Here is a 16,675-nt window from a genome sequence, read left to right on the forward strand (position 1 = left end):
GGTATTGATTATTGCACCGTCAGCCCGGCAATGTGTTTGATAAACCCCGTCTCATTGACGAAGGTAATATCGTACATTTTGGTTAGCCCCAACACCTGCTCATCACTAACACCCAAGACCAGTAACAGAAAGTTTTCCTTGGCGATATCCAGTCTGCGCCGCATTTTGCAGTACTTTTCGATAAAGGAACGAAATTCTCCGGATTTACACTCTATAAATACCGGTATACACCCATTAATTAGAAAAAACACATCCACTTCATATTTATCTTCATTCGCAAACTGAATATTAAAGTTTCTTAAGCAAGAGAAAAGTCCTTTACTTTCGTAGAAGTGTTTCAGCAATTTCATAAACACATACCACTCCAACCATTCACCATTAAAAAATCCAACGATGGCCGACATACTCTGTAAAGTTAGATGGACTCTCTTTTCATTTTTATTATAAAAATACTTGGCAACAAACGAGAATTCGTACAGGTTTTTACAAAATCCGGTAATCGTTTTAATTTGATTTTGACTGTAATCGTTTAAATTCAAAACTACCGATGCGTAGTTATTTCTTTGGGCTTTTCTAATTTTATCCAGTACCTCCTGCAAGACCGGAAAGTTATCGCCCAACTCAACCGCCACTTCATCATAAAAACCTTGCGTATCCAAGGCATTATGATTTACTTCGACCTGAACATTCTTACGCTCAAACCAGCTGATAATAGGCTTGTATTGCATACTATTGGTCATCACCGCAGTATTATGCAAATCCACGTCTTCGACTTTAAGCAAGCGCGTGTCGGATCGCAAAACTTCCGCACCGGGGCTACCCGCCTGCTCTAACTCTCGATATTTACCCAACAACACGCCGTATTTATCGATCAGTTTCTTCACAAAAACTACGGTATCGTGAATTGCCGATGCTTGTTCGCAAACCGGGCATTTAACCGTTTTGCCCACATGTTCATTCGGCACTTCACGTATATAGGCACAATTGTTACAGCGCAGAATTGCCATAAGGCGTCCTTGAATATTTTTTACGATAATGAATATGCTTGGCTGGATTGAGAATAACCACTTAATCAGCTTGCTCTAAAACAGGCGTTTAGCTCATCCCGTTTTATAAGAAACCGGCTTATTGCAATAGCCGTAGATACTGTCACTGCTACATAACGGGACCTCGTGCATTTGCTGGAGAGCTGCATTTTGACGCTAACAATCCAACCTCAATCTAACGGGCAATCCGCGCCGCTATGTCACAAATCACCCCAACCGTCCTGCAATTGTAGACATGCCTGCACAGACCTCAACCGGAAAATACGGCAAAAATATCTATCTAACTGATCTAAAACAAAAAAATCAGACAAGCAGACTGATTTTAAATCTGGATCAAAATTTGCTGAGAAGCTTAAAACGGCTGCACAAGCCTTATCCCGCACTCTCGATTACAGGTGATTTATGAGCAAAATCGGCATTTTTTTCGGAACGGATACCGGCAGCACCCGTCTAGTGGCAAAAAAGATTTTCAGTTTGTTGGGCGAAGAGCTGGCCGACAAGCCCAAAAACATCAATCGGGTTAAACCCGAAGAACTATTGCAATACGACGCGCTGATATTGGGTACTCCCAGCTACGGCATAGGCGACTTGCCCGGTTTGGGAGCCGGATGTCAGGAGCGCAGCTGGCAAGAGTTCGTACCAACCCTGAATGGCGTCGATCTCTCCGGCAAACGGATCGCGCTATTCGGCTTGGGCCATCAAGAACGCTACGCCTCGCGCTTCGCCAGCTCCCTGATCCAACTTTACCGGGTATTCTACGGATTCGGCGCCGAGATGATCGGCCGCTGGAGCACGGAAGGCTATACCTTCGAACATTCCGACTCGGTGATCGACGATCAATTCGTCGGCCTGGTACTAGATCAACGCGGCCAACCGCATTTGACCGACGAGCGCATCAGAGTCTGGCTGGCGCAAGTCACGCCGCAGTTGCTGCCGGTCTTGGCGGAGGCCGCCTAGATGTCGGCCTCATCCTTAGCAGAACAAGATCAATTTGATCTAACCCCGTTGGCCGACTGCTCCCACTGCGCTTACCGGGATACCTTACTCGCCACAGGCACCTGCAAGCCGGGTGATCGCTGCGTAGTAGCAGAAAGCGGCCGGCAAATCGACCGTTTTTTCAAAGCGCATCCGGTCTACGCGTTAAATTACACCCAAGACCCGTTCTGGGAACGGCGCGCAATTGCGGCCCAGTATCTGCCGACCAATCATTTACGCCCCTTATTGACCGACCCCGACGAGGCCGTGCGCCGGGTACTGGCTTATCGTGTGCCGGTGGAATGGCTACTGGAATTAAGCCAGGACAGCGACCGGGAAGTGCGAGTCACGGTGGCCGACCGCCTGCCGGAAACCCAACTCGAGTTAATGGCCAACGATCCGGATTACTTGGTACGCACTTACGTTGCCAAACGCTTGCCCAAAGGCCGACTATTCCGTTTAGTCGCCGACCCGGACAATGAAGTACGCCGCACCGTCGCGGAGCGCATACCCAGCGTGAGTTTGGGCTTGATGGCCAACGATCAAGAAGTGAACATCCGCCGTATCGTCGCGCAGCGCATGGAGGTCGACGATCTAGCCATGATGAGCAAGGACGAAGACTGGACCGTACGCTATGAAGTGGCGCTGCGCGCCGAGCCGGAACTGCTGAAGCAGATGCTTGACGACGCCGACGAAGAAGTCAGTTTTACCGCTCGTGAGCGCTGGGAAGCCTTAGCGATGGAGGCAACGCATGCCGCAGACTGAACACATCGTCGGCCTGACCTATGCGGACCGCCTGCGGATGGCGACCGAGTCCCGCCACCAAGCCTTGAAAGAACGGCTGGGCTCCGACCTAGCCGCCCTGACTTCCTTGATGGGTCCGATGAGCGACGGCCCGGAATGGCCGGCCGGGGCTGCTTGGCTGGCTGCGCGGCACGGCCAAAACGCCTGTGTGATCTCCGATGGCTTATCCGACCCCTGGGTGGAGCGCGACAGACCGGAAACCGGCCTGGGCTTGGAAGTGTTTATCGAAAGCCCGGATTCCGGCGCCGCCGAGAACGCACCGCTCGCTAAATTCGCCGACACCTGGTTATTTCCGCTGACCGCCGAAGTCAGCCATACCTTGGCCGGCTTCCCGCGTTTAAGCGAAAGGCTATTGAACGGGGAACTGCTATCGATGGAATTTGCTATCGATCACATCAAGGACGGCCGCGGCCAAATTGGCGCCTTATTGGGGGCTAATAGCGAACCCGCCAAAACTTTAACGCTTGCAGGCGGCGAAATAAAGCTCATCGCCATCACCTTGCTGACCGGTAGCGAATTGAAGTATCTGCGCGGCAAAGGCGAACTGGCGCGTCACGAGCTGGCCGACAAATTGAAAACAGCCGGTGTCGGCCATCTGTCCTTACTCCACCGACCCTCGCTGGTCTAAACCGCACCCTATCGCATGACTATTACTCCCGAAATAGACGCCTGGTTGCTGGAAAACGGCTTTCAATTGGACCTCAATCCGCACGGCAAGCACCCATTGATTCTGTCCGCCCAACAAGGCCGGGCCGATGTACTGAACTATCTGTTGAAGCAAGGTGCAAATCTTAACGCGCTGGACGCTTACGGCAACAACGCGCTGTGGGCCGCATGTTTTGCCGAAGCGGGCGATTGCATCGGCTTGTTGCTAGAGGCCGGCATCGATATTAATTATCAAAATCCCAGTGGCGCCAGCGCCCTGACTTATGCATCCTCCAGTGGCAAACACGCTGTGGTCAAGCAATTGCTGGAAGCCGGCGCCGATCCGCTACTCAGTACGCAGGACGATTTCAGCGCGCTGGATTTGGCCGCCAATCGCCAATGTTTGCAGTTGCTGCGCAGTGCGGTAAAAGCCTTGCAGGTATAGCGCCACTGGACATTTTTTACTCGGACTTTAAATACCCGCGCAGGCGGGAGACGAGCGGCTACACTGGATTCGCTGTGGGACCTATTAGTTCTCCAGCCTTACCTGAGTGCATAAGGATCGCATGCACCAATAGCACTCCGCCCCAAATAAACAGAGATGGTTAGCCACCAATCTAAACCCCAAGCCGGATAAGCCCGCCTATTGCCGCAAGCCCAGCGTGGGCATAGAATGCGGCCTTTCCTAACATACTCCGAGGACGCACCATGTCAGACTCTTATTGGTTTAGAACCGGCGAAGCCACCGTATTTTCCAGCGACGGCCAAGGCACCGACGCGATGCCGGAAATTCTGATTGGCGACGTCAAAGGCCCGGCCGGTCATGCCTTTGCCAATCTGATGGGGCAAACTGCGGGCCACACGCGCATGTTCGCGATCCGCGCCACCAACCAACAAGTGCGTCCGGCCACCATCATGGTGCCAAAAGTCACGATCAAATCCTCGGCTTACGTCAACTTATTGGGCGGCCCGGTACAGTCCGCAGTTGCCGACGCGGTGATCGATAGCGTCGCCGACGGCATTATTCCGCGCCTACAAGCCAACGAGTTGTGCATCATTGCCATGATCTGGATCGACCCCTCCTGCGCGGAAAACCCGGAACTGGACCGCAAGGATTTGTACCGCACTAACTACGAAGCCATGAAGCTGGCAATTTCCAGAGCGATGAGCAACTCGCCCAGCATCGATGAATTGATCGCCAACCGCCACAAAATATTCCACGAAATGTACGACCCGGAAACGGGCGAGTCGCAGTGGTAACCTTATAAAGCAAATCGTCAGGAAGCCGCGATAGCGGCAACCTGACCTACTATAATTGACGCGCCATAAAAGTGTATCGCCATAAGCATCACCGCCGCCAAAGGCAAATCGGCATATTAGCCCGCTCTGCCGCCTAATCCCTTTGCCACCTCCAGCAAGCAGTGTTATTATCCCCGCGCCCTATATCCGCCCGCACCGTAGCGAGCGACTCGCGTCAACGGGGACGCAAGAGGCTGGTTTTCAAGGTTATACGTTCGTCCTCCGCTTTGTTAAAACCCGCCGATTTTTTGCCCTCGCGGCCAACCCAGTTTCCTAGGGTGTAATATCAATGCCGCTCGTTCCAATTCCGCAGAGTTTGACTACATGCCAACCCAACCGCTCGAAACGCTGTTCCGCTCCGAAGTTCTATCCATGTCGGCCTACCATGTCGCCGATGCCTGCAACTTCATCAAACTCGATGCCATGGAAAATCCTTATAGCTGGCCGGAAGATATTCAAGCACGCTGGTTGGAATCGCTAAAGACCTGCCCGATCAACCGCTACCCGGACCCGGAAGCCAAGACACTGGCAGTCGCATTGCGCCGGGCGAATAGCATTCCGGAGCAAGCGGCCTTGCTGCTCGGCAACGGCTCCGACGAAATCATTCAAATATTACTAATGGCTTTAAGCGCCGATGCCGCCGTGTTGGCACCGGAACCCGGATTTGTGATGTACAAACAAGTGGCGCAAAGCCTGGGCCTGCGTTACCGAGGCGTGCCATTGCTGGCAGACAGTTTTGAACTGGACATGCCGGCCATGCGCGCGGCGATTGCCGAATCTCGACCTGCCTTGATTTTTATCGCCTATCCCAACAACCCCACCGGCAACTTATTCGATGCCGCAGCCATCAAGGAAATACTCAGCCTAGCACCGGGATTGGTAGTGGTCGACGAAGCGTATGCGCCGTTTGCCGACGCCAGCTTTATCGGCGAGCTGGAACATTATCCTAATTTACTGGTGATGCGTACCGTTTCCAAGTTGGGACTGGCCGGGTTACGCTTGGGATTTTTGGCCGGCGATTCGGCCATTGTGGAGCAGTTGCATAAAGTCCGCTTACCTTACAATATCAATTGCCTGACCCAAATCACGGTGGGATTTGCGTTGGATCATGGCGAGTTTCTGTTAGAACAAACCCAAACGCTACGAGGGGAGCGCGCTTTGGTTCTCCAAGCCTTAGAGGAGACGCCTAGCGTTCGAGCCTACCCCAGCGCCGCTAACTTCATTTTGTTCCGCACCCTTAACAAAGCCGCAGACGACGTATTTGCCTCACTGAAGTCGCAAGGCGTGTTGATCAAGAATCTGTCCCCTCAAGGCGGGCTGTTACACAATTGCCTGCGCGTCACCGTCGGGAAACCGGAAGAAAATCAAGCCTTTCTAAGCGCGTTGACAGTTGCTTTAAAGTGATGATTCTCACTATCCGCAAAGGCCTGAAACCCTTGAATAGCGCTGTCGCAAGAACAATTTCAATAATCACGGACAGTAGGGTATATTTGCTGAAAATTATAATAATCGATGTATCGCGATATACATCACATCATCAGGAGTGTTACTTATGAACCACGAAGGCGTCGATCATTCCAAACGCCAGTTTCTGACCTCGGCACTGTCGGTGGTTGGTGCAGTGGGTGCCGGCTATTTGGCCGTCCCCTTTCTCTCGCAAATGCAGCCCAGCGCCAAAGCCATGGCAGCGGGCGCGCCCGTCGATGTCGATATCAGCAAGATGGAACCCGGCCAGCTAATTCGCGTGGCTTGGCGCGGCAAGCCGGTGTGGGTCTTGAATCGGACGCCGGAGGTCATATCCACTCTAGCGACTCTGGACAGCAAATTGGCTGACCCGGTATCCAACGAATCCATGCAGCCGCAGAACAGCAAAAATCCGCTGCGCTCCATTAAACCGGAAATTTTTGTCGCGGTCGGCCTGTGCACGCACTTAGGCTGCTCGCCCACGTTTCGCCCGGAAATTGCCCCTAACGATTTGGGCCCGGATTGGAAAGGCGGTTTCTTCTGCCCGTGTCACGGCTCCTGGTTCGATCTGGCCGGTCGTGTGTATCGCGGCGTTCCCGCCCCTACCAATCTTGAGATACCGCCTTATCGATATGAAACAGACAATCTGATTGTCGTTGGCGAAGAAAGCGAGGCAAACCCAGCATGAAGCAAAAAATGAATCAATGCAGCGAATGGCTGCTGGAGCGTTTTCCACTCTCCGATTTGTGGAATGAACACATGGCGCATTACTACGCGCCCAAAAACTTTAACATCTGGTATTTTTTCGGCTCGTTGGCCCTGTTGGTGCTGGTCAATCAGTTCATCACCGGCATTTTACTGACCATGAACTACAAGCCGGATGCCAAACTGGCTTTCGACTCGGTCGAATACATCATGCGCGACGTCAACTGGGGTTGGCTAGTGCGTTATATGCACTCCACCGGCGCCTCGGCGTTCTTCATCGTGGTCTATCTGCACATGTTCCGCGGCCTGATTTATGGCTCGTTCAAGCAACCGCGCGAACTGATCTGGATCTTCGGCATGCTGATCTTCGTCTGCCTGATGGCGGAAGCGTTTATGGGTTACCTGCTGCCTTGGGGACAGATGTCTTACTGGGGCGCCCAGGTCATCATCTCCTTGTTTAGCGCGATTCCAGTGATCGGCGACGAGTTATCGCTGTGGGTGCGAGGCGACTATGTGGTGTCCGACGCCACGTTGAACCGCTTTTTCGCGTTTCACGTCATCGCCGTGCCTCTAGTATTGTTAATCCTGGTGTTCCTGCATATTGTCGCCTTACACGAAGTGGGTTCCAACAACCCTGACGGCGTTGAAATCAAGCAATCAAAAGACCCTTGGGGACATCCGGTCGACGGCATTCCTTTCCATCCTTACTACACCGTCAAGGACATCGTCGGCGTCGGCGTGTTCATGTTCTTCTTCGCCACGGTGATTTTCTACATGCCGGAATTGGGCGGCTACTTTCTGGAACACGCCAACTTTATCCCGGCTGATCCATTGAAAACCCCGGAACATATTGCGCCGGTCTGGTATTTCACTCCGTTTTACGCCATTTTGCGCGCAGTACCGGATAAGTTTGCCGGCGTGATTGCGATGGGCGGCGCGATTGTGGTGCTGTTCATGCTGCCTTGGCTGGATCGTAGCCCGGTCAAATCCATCCGTTACCGTGGCGGCATCTTCAAAAAAGCCGTGGCATTGTTTGTAGTCGCCTTTATCGGTTTGGGTTATTTGGGAACTCAGCCTGCTACGCCAGGTGCCACCACTGTTGCTCGGGTATTGACCGCAGTTTACTTCGGATTTTTCCTGTTGATGCCTCTGTATACCCGCTGGGAAAAAACCAAACCGGTACCGAATCGCCTGACCGACCAGCCGAGCCTGGAAGATCGCATTCCGGCTCTACTGGCCTTAGTCGATGAAGTGGTTGAGGTACAGCAAGTTCCCGACAATATCGGCGGCACTATCGCCAAGAAAAGGCCGAACTGGTCCGGCATATCTGCCGTACTGATTCGTTTTGCAAAAAACCTGAAAAAGAGCCTGGATTAAGCCATGAAAAAGATACTCTACACTCTTTTATTTTTGCTGCCTTTCAACGTGCTGGCCAGCGGTGGCGTCAAACTCGACAGCGCCGACATCGACTTAAGCGACACCATGGCGATGGAGCGCGGCGCGAAATATTACGTTACCTATTGCCTGGGCTGCCATTCGGCAAAACATATCCGCTACAAACGTATCGCTATCGATCTGAAGCTGGATGAAGCGGAAGTTCTGAAAGTGGTGGCACCTTTTGGGGCCGGCATCTACGATCAGATGCATTCGGCGATGAACGCGCACGATGCGGAAAAATGGTTCGGCACCACGCCGCCCGATTTGTCGCTGATTGCCCGCTCGCGCGGCGCCGACTGGTTGTATACCTACCTGCGCAGCTTCTATGCCGAGCCGGGAAAAGCACCTTTGGGCGTTAACAATGTCGTGTTCCCTGATGTCGGCATGCCCAACGTGTTCTGGCAATTGCAAGGTACGCAATCGGCGATTACCCAGAAAATCGACGGCCATGACGTCATTACCGGTCTGAAACTGGAACAACCGGGGCAAATGACACCTCAGGAATTCGACAAAATGGTCAACGACCTGGTCAATTTCCTGGTTTACGTCGGCGAACCGGTGCAACTGGAAAGACAACAAATGGGTAAATACGTGTTGTTCTTTATCCTGATGTTTATCGCACTAGCCTATCTGTTGAAAAAAGAGTACTGGAAAGACGTACACTAAACACAGCTTGGGCTCGTAATATCAAACCGGTATCGGCTAAGCTGATACCGGTTTTTTTATGGCCGTTTGTTTAACAAGCAATCGATTTGTAAATCCGGTTAAAATCTCGATTAAACTCTCAGTAACGGAATACGCTAAGCCCGAATGCTGGAAACAACTCTACCCTTGACCGTCTGAAAGCCAATATGAAAAAAACTACGCCAACATCTGAAACGTCAGTCTCTGCCACTGAAAAGCCTGCTCCAGCGAAAGCGACTAAAAAATCCCCTACCAAATCCGTTGCCGTTAAAACAGCACAAGAAATGTCCACCGCACCGGGCAAAACCAAAGCTAAACCCAAAGCAACTACAACGCCTAAAGCCGTAAAAACAGCTACTGAAGCACCGACTGCCCCGGAAAGTACCGAAAAAGCCCCGGCGCCCACTGTTAAAGCAGCCGCGAAAAAAGCTAATCCAAAGCCCAAAGCCGCTAAAGTAGAGCCTACTGTGGAAGCAGAGCCAAGTGAAACCGCGCCAATCGTAATTTCCATGCACGAACGCATAGGTTTGACCGCTGGGGTTATCTGGCATCATTTGGCTGAAAACGGCGCGACACCGGTTGCCAAATTAGTTTATGTACTGCCGGAGGAAGAGGCCATCATTCAAAGAAGTATCGGTTGGTTGGCTCAGGAGGACAAAATCACGCTGTCGGCCAGAGGGGGAGACCACGTCGAAACCATAGTGCTGAAGGGCTAGCGTTTTACTGTTGAGAAAATCGTTCATCACGCGACACTTAGCCGCTTGCGTTGAAAATAACGATTGTTGGGGCATAAAGACCTCTTGCGGTAAACGGCAAGCAACAGAGGGTCAATTGCGAGAGCCATCCAAACCTCAGCAACTACAGAATAAGCGCTCTATTAATCTATTCGGAGGATACCTAATGAAAAATATTATTTTGGCAATAGTAGCTTTATTTTTCTTGAGCCAAACGGCGTATGCAGCCGACGCAGCTTGCGAAGCCAAGGCTACTGAAAAAAAGCTGGCTGGCGCCGCCAAAAATAGCTTTCTTAAAAAATGCGAGAAAGACGCCAAAATCACTGCCGCTAAAGCCGGCTGCGATGCAAAAGCTGCCGAGAAAAACTTGAAAGGCGCTGCGAAGAATAGCTTCACCAAGAAATGCGTCACTGACGCAAGCAAATAACACTTTCGATAAAACGCCCAGTCCACCCCGTTGGAACGCTGGTAACGGCTTTCTACTTCCGTTTCCCAGCGCGGCAATAACATCCGAAAATGCCTGCTTTTTGCAGAATGACCGGTTTCAGTCTCACTGGACCTTACGCAACGGCTATTAACCACACTTCTAAATAAGCTCGCTCCCGTAAAGCCGGGAGCCCAGTTGCTAAATTGGATTCCCGCTTTCACGGGTATGACGGCCAACGGAAATATAAGGGCCAGGTTAAAAAATAGCCTCTTCGAAAAGCCTGTTTTTCGTCGCTCCTGATCCACAGCAACCCACCAATAGCAAATTTTTCCGGCAACCTGAAAAAATTATTTGTTCTGCATTTGTTTTCATTGTATGCTTTTACAAAACAAATGCAGAACAAACATGACACTTACCCGTAAGCAACAAGAAATTTTCGACTTCCTGCTACAAAATCAGGAGCTATTCAGTCATCCGCCGACACTGGAAGAATTGTGCGCGGCGATGGGTTTGAAATCGCGCGGTTCATTGCACAGCCAGATCAAGGCACTGATCGACGCCAATTTGATTGAAGCACCGGAGCGCAAGCAACGCGGCATTCGCCTGACCGAACACGCCAAATCGCTGGTCAACAAAACCGTGGCATCCGGCATGCTGCCTTTTGTCGGCACCATAGCCGCCGGCAGACCGATAGAAGCCATCGAAAACATTTCTTATATGGCTGTGCCGGAAGAATTGAAAACCGAGAACCCTTGTTATGTCCTGAAAGTAAAGGGTGATTCGATGCAGGAAGAAGGCATCTTCGACGGCGACTGGGTCATCATCGAACAACGCAGCCATGCCCGTAACGGCGAAATCGTCGTTGCATTGGTTGAAAAAGCCGAAGCAACATTGAAATTTATCGAGCAGTACCCACACGAAACCCTGCTAATTCCCGCCAATTCCTCAATGCAGGCCATGCGTTACCGGCCCGAGCAAGTGGAAATACAAGGGGTATTAGTCGGACAAATGCGTAGCTATACCAACCACCACTAGGAGGAGATTATGCTTCATCAATCCGTTCATATGCGCGATCAAAAAGCCAATCAAACAGCCATGCTGAACAGAGCGGACCGACAGGCCGCCATCAACATGATCGAGGAAATTACGCTGGTTGTAGTGCTGTGGGGCGTGTTTTTACTGGCTACCGGCTGATGTTCGTAACCCTAACCTGCTTGGCATGGTCACCTGGCATCCGGCACTATGTATAAACTGAGTTTTTATGTGCCGGTCAGCCATGCCGAACAGCTAAAACAAGCGTTGTTCGAGCAAGGGGCCGGGCGTATCGGCGATTACGACAGTTGTGCCTGGCAAGTGCTGGGCGAGGGCCAATTCCGGCCTCTCGCCGGTAGCCACCCTTATCTGGGCAGTATCGGTGAAATTCAGCAGGTCGCTGAATATAAGATAGAAATGGTTTGCGCCGATGATTTAATTAAAACGGTGGTGCAAACCTTGCTGGCTTGCCATCCTTATCAGCAGCCAGCCTACGAGGTTTATAGGATCCTCAGCGTCGCAGACTTATCCTAGCCTGTTCAAAACGGTTTTAGGCTCTATGAACACGCTAATTCCATTGGGAATACGATAGCTAAATCTATCGATTGCAACTCGCTTGCAAAATGGCCCATCGTCCGTTTTTATGTTTTGATAGCCCCATCATTCCCAAAATAGGAAATCCAGTTTTTTGAATTTCCGGGCTTCCCGCTTTCGTTGTACGACAAAGCAAAGATGTTTGGGACATTCGTTGGAGTTTCCTTAATGTCCCTCACTTTCCTCATCACCCTCTTTCTTGGTGATTTCTTCCAAAGCAAGACTGCCAGCCAGAGAACTGGGCTTTTTGGTCGCCGACCCCAAACCTTCGCTCAAATTGATTTTCAGTTTTAAATTGTTCGGCGAATCCGAGTTGCGCAAGGCCTCCTCCAAGGTGATTACCCCGCCTTTGTAGAGCTTGAGTAAATGGCTGTCAAAAGTCTGCATGCCGATATTTTCGGATTTTTCCATCGCTTCCTTGATGGCGTGAATATCGCCTTTATGGATTAAATCGCTGACCAATTTAGTACCCAGCAAAATTTCGATAGCCGCCACCCGTTTGCCTTCGACGGTGGGTACCAGACGTTGCGAAATAAACGCTTGCAGATTTAAGGACAAGTCCATCAACAACTGCGGACGACGCTCCTCCGGGAAAAAATTGATAATTCGGTCGAGCGCCTGATTGGCATTATTAGCGTGTAAGGTGGACAAACACAGATGCCCGGTTTCGGCAAAAGCCAAGGCATGCTCCATCGTCTCCTGGCTGCGAATTTCGCCGATCAGAATTACATCCGGCGCCTGCCGCAAAGTGTTTTTCAGCGCATCTTCATAACTGAGGGTATCGACGCCAACTTCACGCTGATTCACTAAGGACTTTTTATGCGGATGTACAAACTCGATAGGATCTTCGATGGTGATGATATGCCCGGATGAGTTGCTGTTCCGATAATCAATCAACGCTGCTAGGGATGTCGATTTACCGGAACCCGTACCGCCGACAAATAAAATCAACCCGCGCTTTTCCATGATTTTATCTTTCAGGATTTGCGGCAAACCCAAGGCGTCTGCACTGGGAATATCGACCTTGATGTTGCGAATCACCAGCGCGTAACAGTTGCGTTGTTTGAAAATATTCACACGAAACCGCCCAATTCCTTCTTCGCTAATAGCCAAATTCATTTCCGGCACATGTTCGAAGGAGGCGCGTTGCTCGGCGTCCATAATGCCGTCGGCAATTTCCTTGATGCGTTCACGACTAAGTTTCACGTTTTCCAGCGGTTTTAAGCTGCCTTGAAACTTTGCCGCCGGCGGGGCGCCAGCCGTCAAATACAGATCCGAACCATCGTGTTGGACGAGGATTTTTAGATAGTCTTTAAATTCCATGCGGGCGACTCTCGAATTGATAATGCCCAAAGTGTAGGCCAATCCGCCGACAAGTGAAGCCGGGACGGTATTCCCTCGGCTGCCCGAGAATGCCAGCTAATTTCTTTGCCGAAAAATGTCATAGCTCGTTTATGCTTGCATTCCCAAACCATTGCTAATTCGTCGAGATGCCAAACCGCCGACTCAACTTGAGTAATTTTGAACTTGAAACCGACTTGCTGTACGGGATCATCGACAGCATTAAAGAAGCCGTCATCGTTTTCGACACGACGCACCAAATCATCTGCGTCAACCGCTCCGCCGAACTTTTGCTGGGGATTGGCTCAACAGCCGATTGGCAGAATCAACATTACCTTTTTTCCGCTGACGGCAACACGCCTTTTCCCGTTGCGCTTTTACCGTGTTTCAAGCCCGTTGGCCCAGGTATGGCGGAAGCTATCGAATTAACCGTAAGACGCGCAGACGGCAGCGATGTCCGCGTCAGCGTCAGCGGTCGAGGTCTAACGGACCGGCATGGCACTATATCGGCATGGCTAACAATACTTTCGGATACCTCGTTGCCAAATAACCCGGAGAAGGCGGCCGAAGTTTTAGAGCACCAACAGAATTTGCGTTCCGTACTCAACCATATGCCGGCGATGATCGGCTACTGGGACAAAAATCTTATCAACAAATTTGGCAACAAAGCCTATGAGGAATGGTTCGGCTTTACCTCCGAAAACTTGCTCGGCAAACATATTCGCGAAGTCATCGGCGATGAACTATACACGCTGAATAAGCCGTTTATAGATGCCGTGCTGAAAGGAGAACCACAGTATTTTGAGCGCACCATCGTCAATTTCGCGGGCGCAGCTCGGCATACGCAAGCCGCCTATTTGCCGGATGGCGCGGTAGGGCAAGTGAAAGGATTTTTCGTCTTGGTGACCGACATCACCGCATTGAAATCCGCGCAAAAACGCATCAGCGAGTCGGAAGCCCGTCTGCGTGCGATGTACGATAGCCTGCCATTCTTGGCCTGGATGAAGGACAAAAACGGGAAATATATTCAAGCCAACAAACATTGGCTAACCGCCGTGGGCATCGACAGTCTGCGTGATTCAGAAGATGTGACTGATTTCGATATCTGGCCGGAAAGCCTGGCCGAGCATTATCGCGCGGTTGACCAAGAAGTGATGCTGACTCGGCAACAAGTATCGCTGACCGAGAGAGCTTTCGATGCTGGGCGAGAGACTTGGACTGAAACGATCAAAGCGCCCATCATCGACGATAAAGACGATGTGCTGGGCACCATCGGTCTGGCGCGCGACATAACCGAAAGTCGGAGCGCGGAAGAGCGACTTCGCAATTACAGTGAGCGCTTGGGCCTGGCCACCAAAGCCGCTGCAATCGGCATTTGCGAGTGGGATCTGGCGTTGGGCGTCGGGGATTGGGATGAACGCATGTACGAGATGTTCGGTATTCCCGTGGGAACGCCCATAGACTACCAGACCTGGGCTACCTTGGTAGTGGTCGAAGACTTACCGCGCACTGAAGCCACACTACGCAAGTTAATTCGAGACCAACAGGAAAAGCATTGGGAGTTTAGAATTCGCCGGAAGAGCGACGGCGCCTTACGCTTCATTCAGGCTTCAGCCATCATAGCCGGCGATCCCAAGAGCGGCAGGCAAAAAATCGTCGGGGTTAACATGGATGTCAGCAATTTTAAGTTGATCGAAAATGCCTTGCGCGAAAGCGAAGCGCATCTGGCTCACGCCCAGGCCCAGGCGCATTTAGGCAGTTGGTCCTTGTACATTGGCGACAGTTCTCTGAAATGGTCTGACGAAAATTACCGAATTTTCGGTATGCCTTTAGGCACGCCTATAAGCTACGAGCGCTTCATGGAATGTGTCCATCCGGCTGACCGTCATTACGTGCACCAAGCCTGGCAGGCTGCCATGCGTGGTGCGCCTTACGATATCCAACACCGTATAGTGGCGAACGGTAAGATAAAATGGCTTAGGGAACGCGCCGATCTTGTATTTGCCGGGGATGGCAGTTTCGTGCGCGGCATAGGCACATCGCAGGACATCACCGAGCTGAAAGTAATAGAAAAAGACCTGGAATCATCCCGCTTACAATTGCGGCAACTGGCCGCCCGCCGGGAAAAGGCCCGCGAAGAAGAGCGCAAGCACATGGCCCGCGAAGTTCACGACGAACTGGGACAAATGTTGACGGCCCTGCGCATGGAAATGTCGCTGCTTCGCATGAAATTCGCAATTAACAACCGGGGACTGGCCGAACAAATCCGCAACATCATGGAATTACTGGACCAAACTATCCAGGTTACCCGCGATGTGGCAACCTCGTTACGTCCCTCGGCGATAGAAATGGGGATAGTGCCGGCTTTGGAGTGGCTGGTAAGGAAATTCGCGGAACAATCCGGGATTCAGTGCGATCTGTTGTATCCGGAAGATGATTTCGATATGGACGAGGAATGTGCAATCGTGATTTTTCGGATCGCCCAAGAATCGCTGACCAATGTGCTGCGACATGCGGCAGCCAGCACGGTAAAAATTGCCGTCAATTTGGATAAGGACCACTATTGCCTGGAAATTTACGATAATGGTCGTGGTTTCGACGCGAATGCGCCCACTAAGACCAAATCTTTCGGCCTAATCGGCATACGGGAACGCTCCTTGATGTTGGGCGGAGAAACCACTATTTCCAGTGTCCCGGGCCAAGGTACCTCTATCCAGGTACGTATCCCCGCTAACCCTAAAAGACCAGAACTATGATCCGACTAATCATTGCCGACGACCATGCCATTGTGCGAGGCGGTCTCAAACAACTATTCGCACTCTCCACCGATATTACCGTCGTCGGCGAAGCCGAAAACAGCCAGCAATTGTTGAGTTTTCTCGATGAAAATTCTGTTGATCTGGTGCTACTGGATCTGACCATGCCCGATCTCGGCGGCGTGGAAATGATCAGCCGGATTCGCGGCCAATATCCGACATTGCCCATCCTGATTTTGAGCATGCATAACGAATTACAAATCGTCTCACGCGCGTTGAAAACCGGTGCGAATGGCTATCTAACCAAGGATAACGACCCGGAGACGTTATTGATAGCGATCCGCCGCGTCGCCGGCGGCGGCCGTTTTATAGACCCTAAACTCGCCGAAAAAATGGTCTTTGAATTCGAGAGCTCCGAGCTAAACAAACCGCATGAAAAACTATCCGAGCGCGAGTTTCAAATCTTGCAGTTACTGGCCAAGGGCCAAAGCCTGAACGACATCGGCAAGGACCTGGCAATCAGCAACAAGACTGTCAGTACATACAAAGCCCGGCTGTTTGAAAAATTGCACATCAGCAATAACGCCGAATTGATCCGCTACTATGATGCACACCGCCTGAACATGTAGTCATTTACCTATAACTCCAGGAATGGACCCACACAAAATTACATCTTTACTTGCCTGGAATTTCAGATTGACTGATATTCAGACGATCCACATTTACATATGA

The 16,675-nt window shown here is 51.3% G+C and carries 18 protein-coding genes; 16 read left to right on the top strand and 2 right to left on the bottom strand.

The features are described from left to right. Positions 1-8: 8 nt before the first annotated feature. Complete coding sequence (locus ACR64Q_RS18275; RefSeq protein WP_313732627.1) at positions 9-1,007, bottom strand: hypothetical protein; 999 nt, start codon at positions 1,005-1,007, stop codon at positions 9-11. A 441-nt stretch (positions 1,008-1,448) separates the two neighbouring features. On the opposite strand from ACR64Q_RS18275, the gene ACR64Q_RS18280 reads away from it, so the two are divergent. The 14 genes from ACR64Q_RS18280 to ACR64Q_RS18345 all read left to right on the top strand — a co-directional run bounded on the left by ACR64Q_RS18280 (position 1,449) and on the right by ACR64Q_RS18345 (position 11,786). Continuing rightward, entirely contained in the window at positions 1,449-2,003 is a 555-nt protein-coding gene (locus ACR64Q_RS18280; RefSeq protein ID WP_020484592.1) for a flavodoxin, read from the top strand. Further along, positions 2,004-2,786: a 4Fe4S-binding leucine-rich repeat protein gene (locus ACR64Q_RS18285; protein ID WP_026602318.1), complete on the top strand. Its 783-nt coding sequence runs from the start codon at positions 2,004-2,006 to the stop codon at positions 2,784-2,786. Further along, positions 2,773-3,453 carry a hypothetical protein gene (locus ACR64Q_RS18290; protein ID WP_313732629.1) on the top strand — a complete coding sequence of 227 codons (681 nt, stop codon included), beginning with the start codon at positions 2,773-2,775 and terminating at the stop codon, positions 3,451-3,453. Before ACR64Q_RS18285 ends, ACR64Q_RS18290 begins: the two co-directional genes overlap by 14 nt. Positions 3,454-3,468: 15 nt before the next feature. Continuing rightward, positions 3,469-3,915: an ankyrin repeat domain-containing protein gene (locus ACR64Q_RS18295; protein ID WP_313732630.1), complete on the top strand. Its 447-nt coding sequence runs from the start codon at positions 3,469-3,471 to the stop codon at positions 3,913-3,915. Positions 3,916-4,178: 263 nt separating this feature from the next. Continuing rightward, positions 4,179-4,730, top strand: a complete 552-nt coding sequence (gene fae / locus ACR64Q_RS18300) for a formaldehyde-activating enzyme (RefSeq protein ID WP_313732631.1) — start codon at positions 4,179-4,181, stop codon at positions 4,728-4,730. Positions 4,731-5,093: 363 nt separating this feature from the next. Next, on the top strand, positions 5,094-6,173 hold the full coding sequence (gene hisC / locus ACR64Q_RS18305; protein ID WP_313732632.1) for a histidinol-phosphate transaminase: 1,080 nt from the start codon (positions 5,094-5,096) through the stop codon (positions 6,171-6,173). Between the two features lie 148 nt (positions 6,174-6,321). Further along, the gene (gene petA / locus ACR64Q_RS18310; protein ID WP_020484585.1) at positions 6,322-6,921 is read left to right on the top strand and encodes a ubiquinol-cytochrome c reductase iron-sulfur subunit; all 600 of its coding nucleotides are present in this window, start codon (positions 6,322-6,324) and stop codon (positions 6,919-6,921) included. After that, positions 6,918-8,315 carry a cytochrome b gene (locus tag ACR64Q_RS18315; RefSeq protein ID WP_020484584.1) on the top strand — a complete coding sequence of 466 codons (1,398 nt, stop codon included), beginning with the start codon at positions 6,918-6,920 and terminating at the stop codon, positions 8,313-8,315. Before petA ends, ACR64Q_RS18315 begins: the two co-directional genes overlap by 4 nt. Before the next feature lie 3 nt (positions 8,316-8,318). Further along, the gene (locus ACR64Q_RS18320) at positions 8,319-9,041 is read left to right on the top strand and encodes a cytochrome c1 (protein WP_020484583.1); all 723 of its coding nucleotides are present in this window, start codon (positions 8,319-8,321) and stop codon (positions 9,039-9,041) included. Between the two features lie 185 nt (positions 9,042-9,226). Continuing rightward, positions 9,227-9,775: a winged helix-turn-helix domain-containing protein gene (locus ACR64Q_RS18325; protein ID WP_313732633.1), complete on the top strand. Its 549-nt coding sequence runs from the start codon at positions 9,227-9,229 to the stop codon at positions 9,773-9,775. A gap of 184 nt (positions 9,776-9,959) precedes the next feature. Next, positions 9,960-10,220: a hypothetical protein gene (locus ACR64Q_RS18330; protein ID WP_020484581.1), complete on the top strand. Its 261-nt coding sequence runs from the start codon at positions 9,960-9,962 to the stop codon at positions 10,218-10,220. Positions 10,221-10,625: 405 nt separating this feature from the next. Beyond that, positions 10,626-11,255: a transcriptional repressor LexA gene (gene lexA, locus ACR64Q_RS18335; protein WP_020484580.1), complete on the top strand. Its 630-nt coding sequence runs from the start codon at positions 10,626-10,628 to the stop codon at positions 11,253-11,255. Positions 11,256-11,264: 9 nt separating this feature from the next. Then, on the top strand, positions 11,265-11,414 hold the full coding sequence (locus tag ACR64Q_RS18340) for a hypothetical protein (RefSeq protein ID WP_165385910.1): 150 nt from the start codon (positions 11,265-11,267) through the stop codon (positions 11,412-11,414). A 48-nt stretch (positions 11,415-11,462) separates the two neighbouring features. Beyond that, the gene (locus tag ACR64Q_RS18345) at positions 11,463-11,786 is read left to right on the top strand and encodes a YqfO family protein (RefSeq protein ID WP_020484578.1); all 324 of its coding nucleotides are present in this window, start codon (positions 11,463-11,465) and stop codon (positions 11,784-11,786) included. 225 nt (positions 11,787-12,011) lie between these two features. On the opposite strand, the gene ACR64Q_RS18350 is transcribed toward ACR64Q_RS18345, so the two are convergent. Then, entirely contained in the window at positions 12,012-13,169 is a 1,158-nt protein-coding gene (locus ACR64Q_RS18350; RefSeq protein ID WP_313732636.1) for a PilT/PilU family type 4a pilus ATPase, read from the bottom strand. A gap of 188 nt (positions 13,170-13,357) precedes the next feature. Here ACR64Q_RS18350 and ACR64Q_RS18355 point away from each other — a divergent pair, with 188 nt between their 5' ends. Both ACR64Q_RS18355 and ACR64Q_RS18360 read left to right on the top strand, forming a co-directional pair. Continuing rightward, positions 13,358-15,943, top strand: coding sequence for a PAS domain S-box protein (locus tag ACR64Q_RS18355; RefSeq protein ID WP_483823390.1), 2,586 nt, complete (start codon positions 13,358-13,360; stop codon positions 15,941-15,943). Then, positions 15,940-16,572 carry a response regulator gene (locus tag ACR64Q_RS18360; protein WP_026602329.1) on the top strand — a complete coding sequence of 211 codons (633 nt, stop codon included), beginning with the start codon at positions 15,940-15,942 and terminating at the stop codon, positions 16,570-16,572. Before ACR64Q_RS18355 ends, ACR64Q_RS18360 begins: the two co-directional genes overlap by 4 nt. Positions 16,573-16,675: the final 103 nt, after the last annotated feature.

It is taken from the genome of Methylomonas sp. 2F7 (assembly GCF_057126975.1).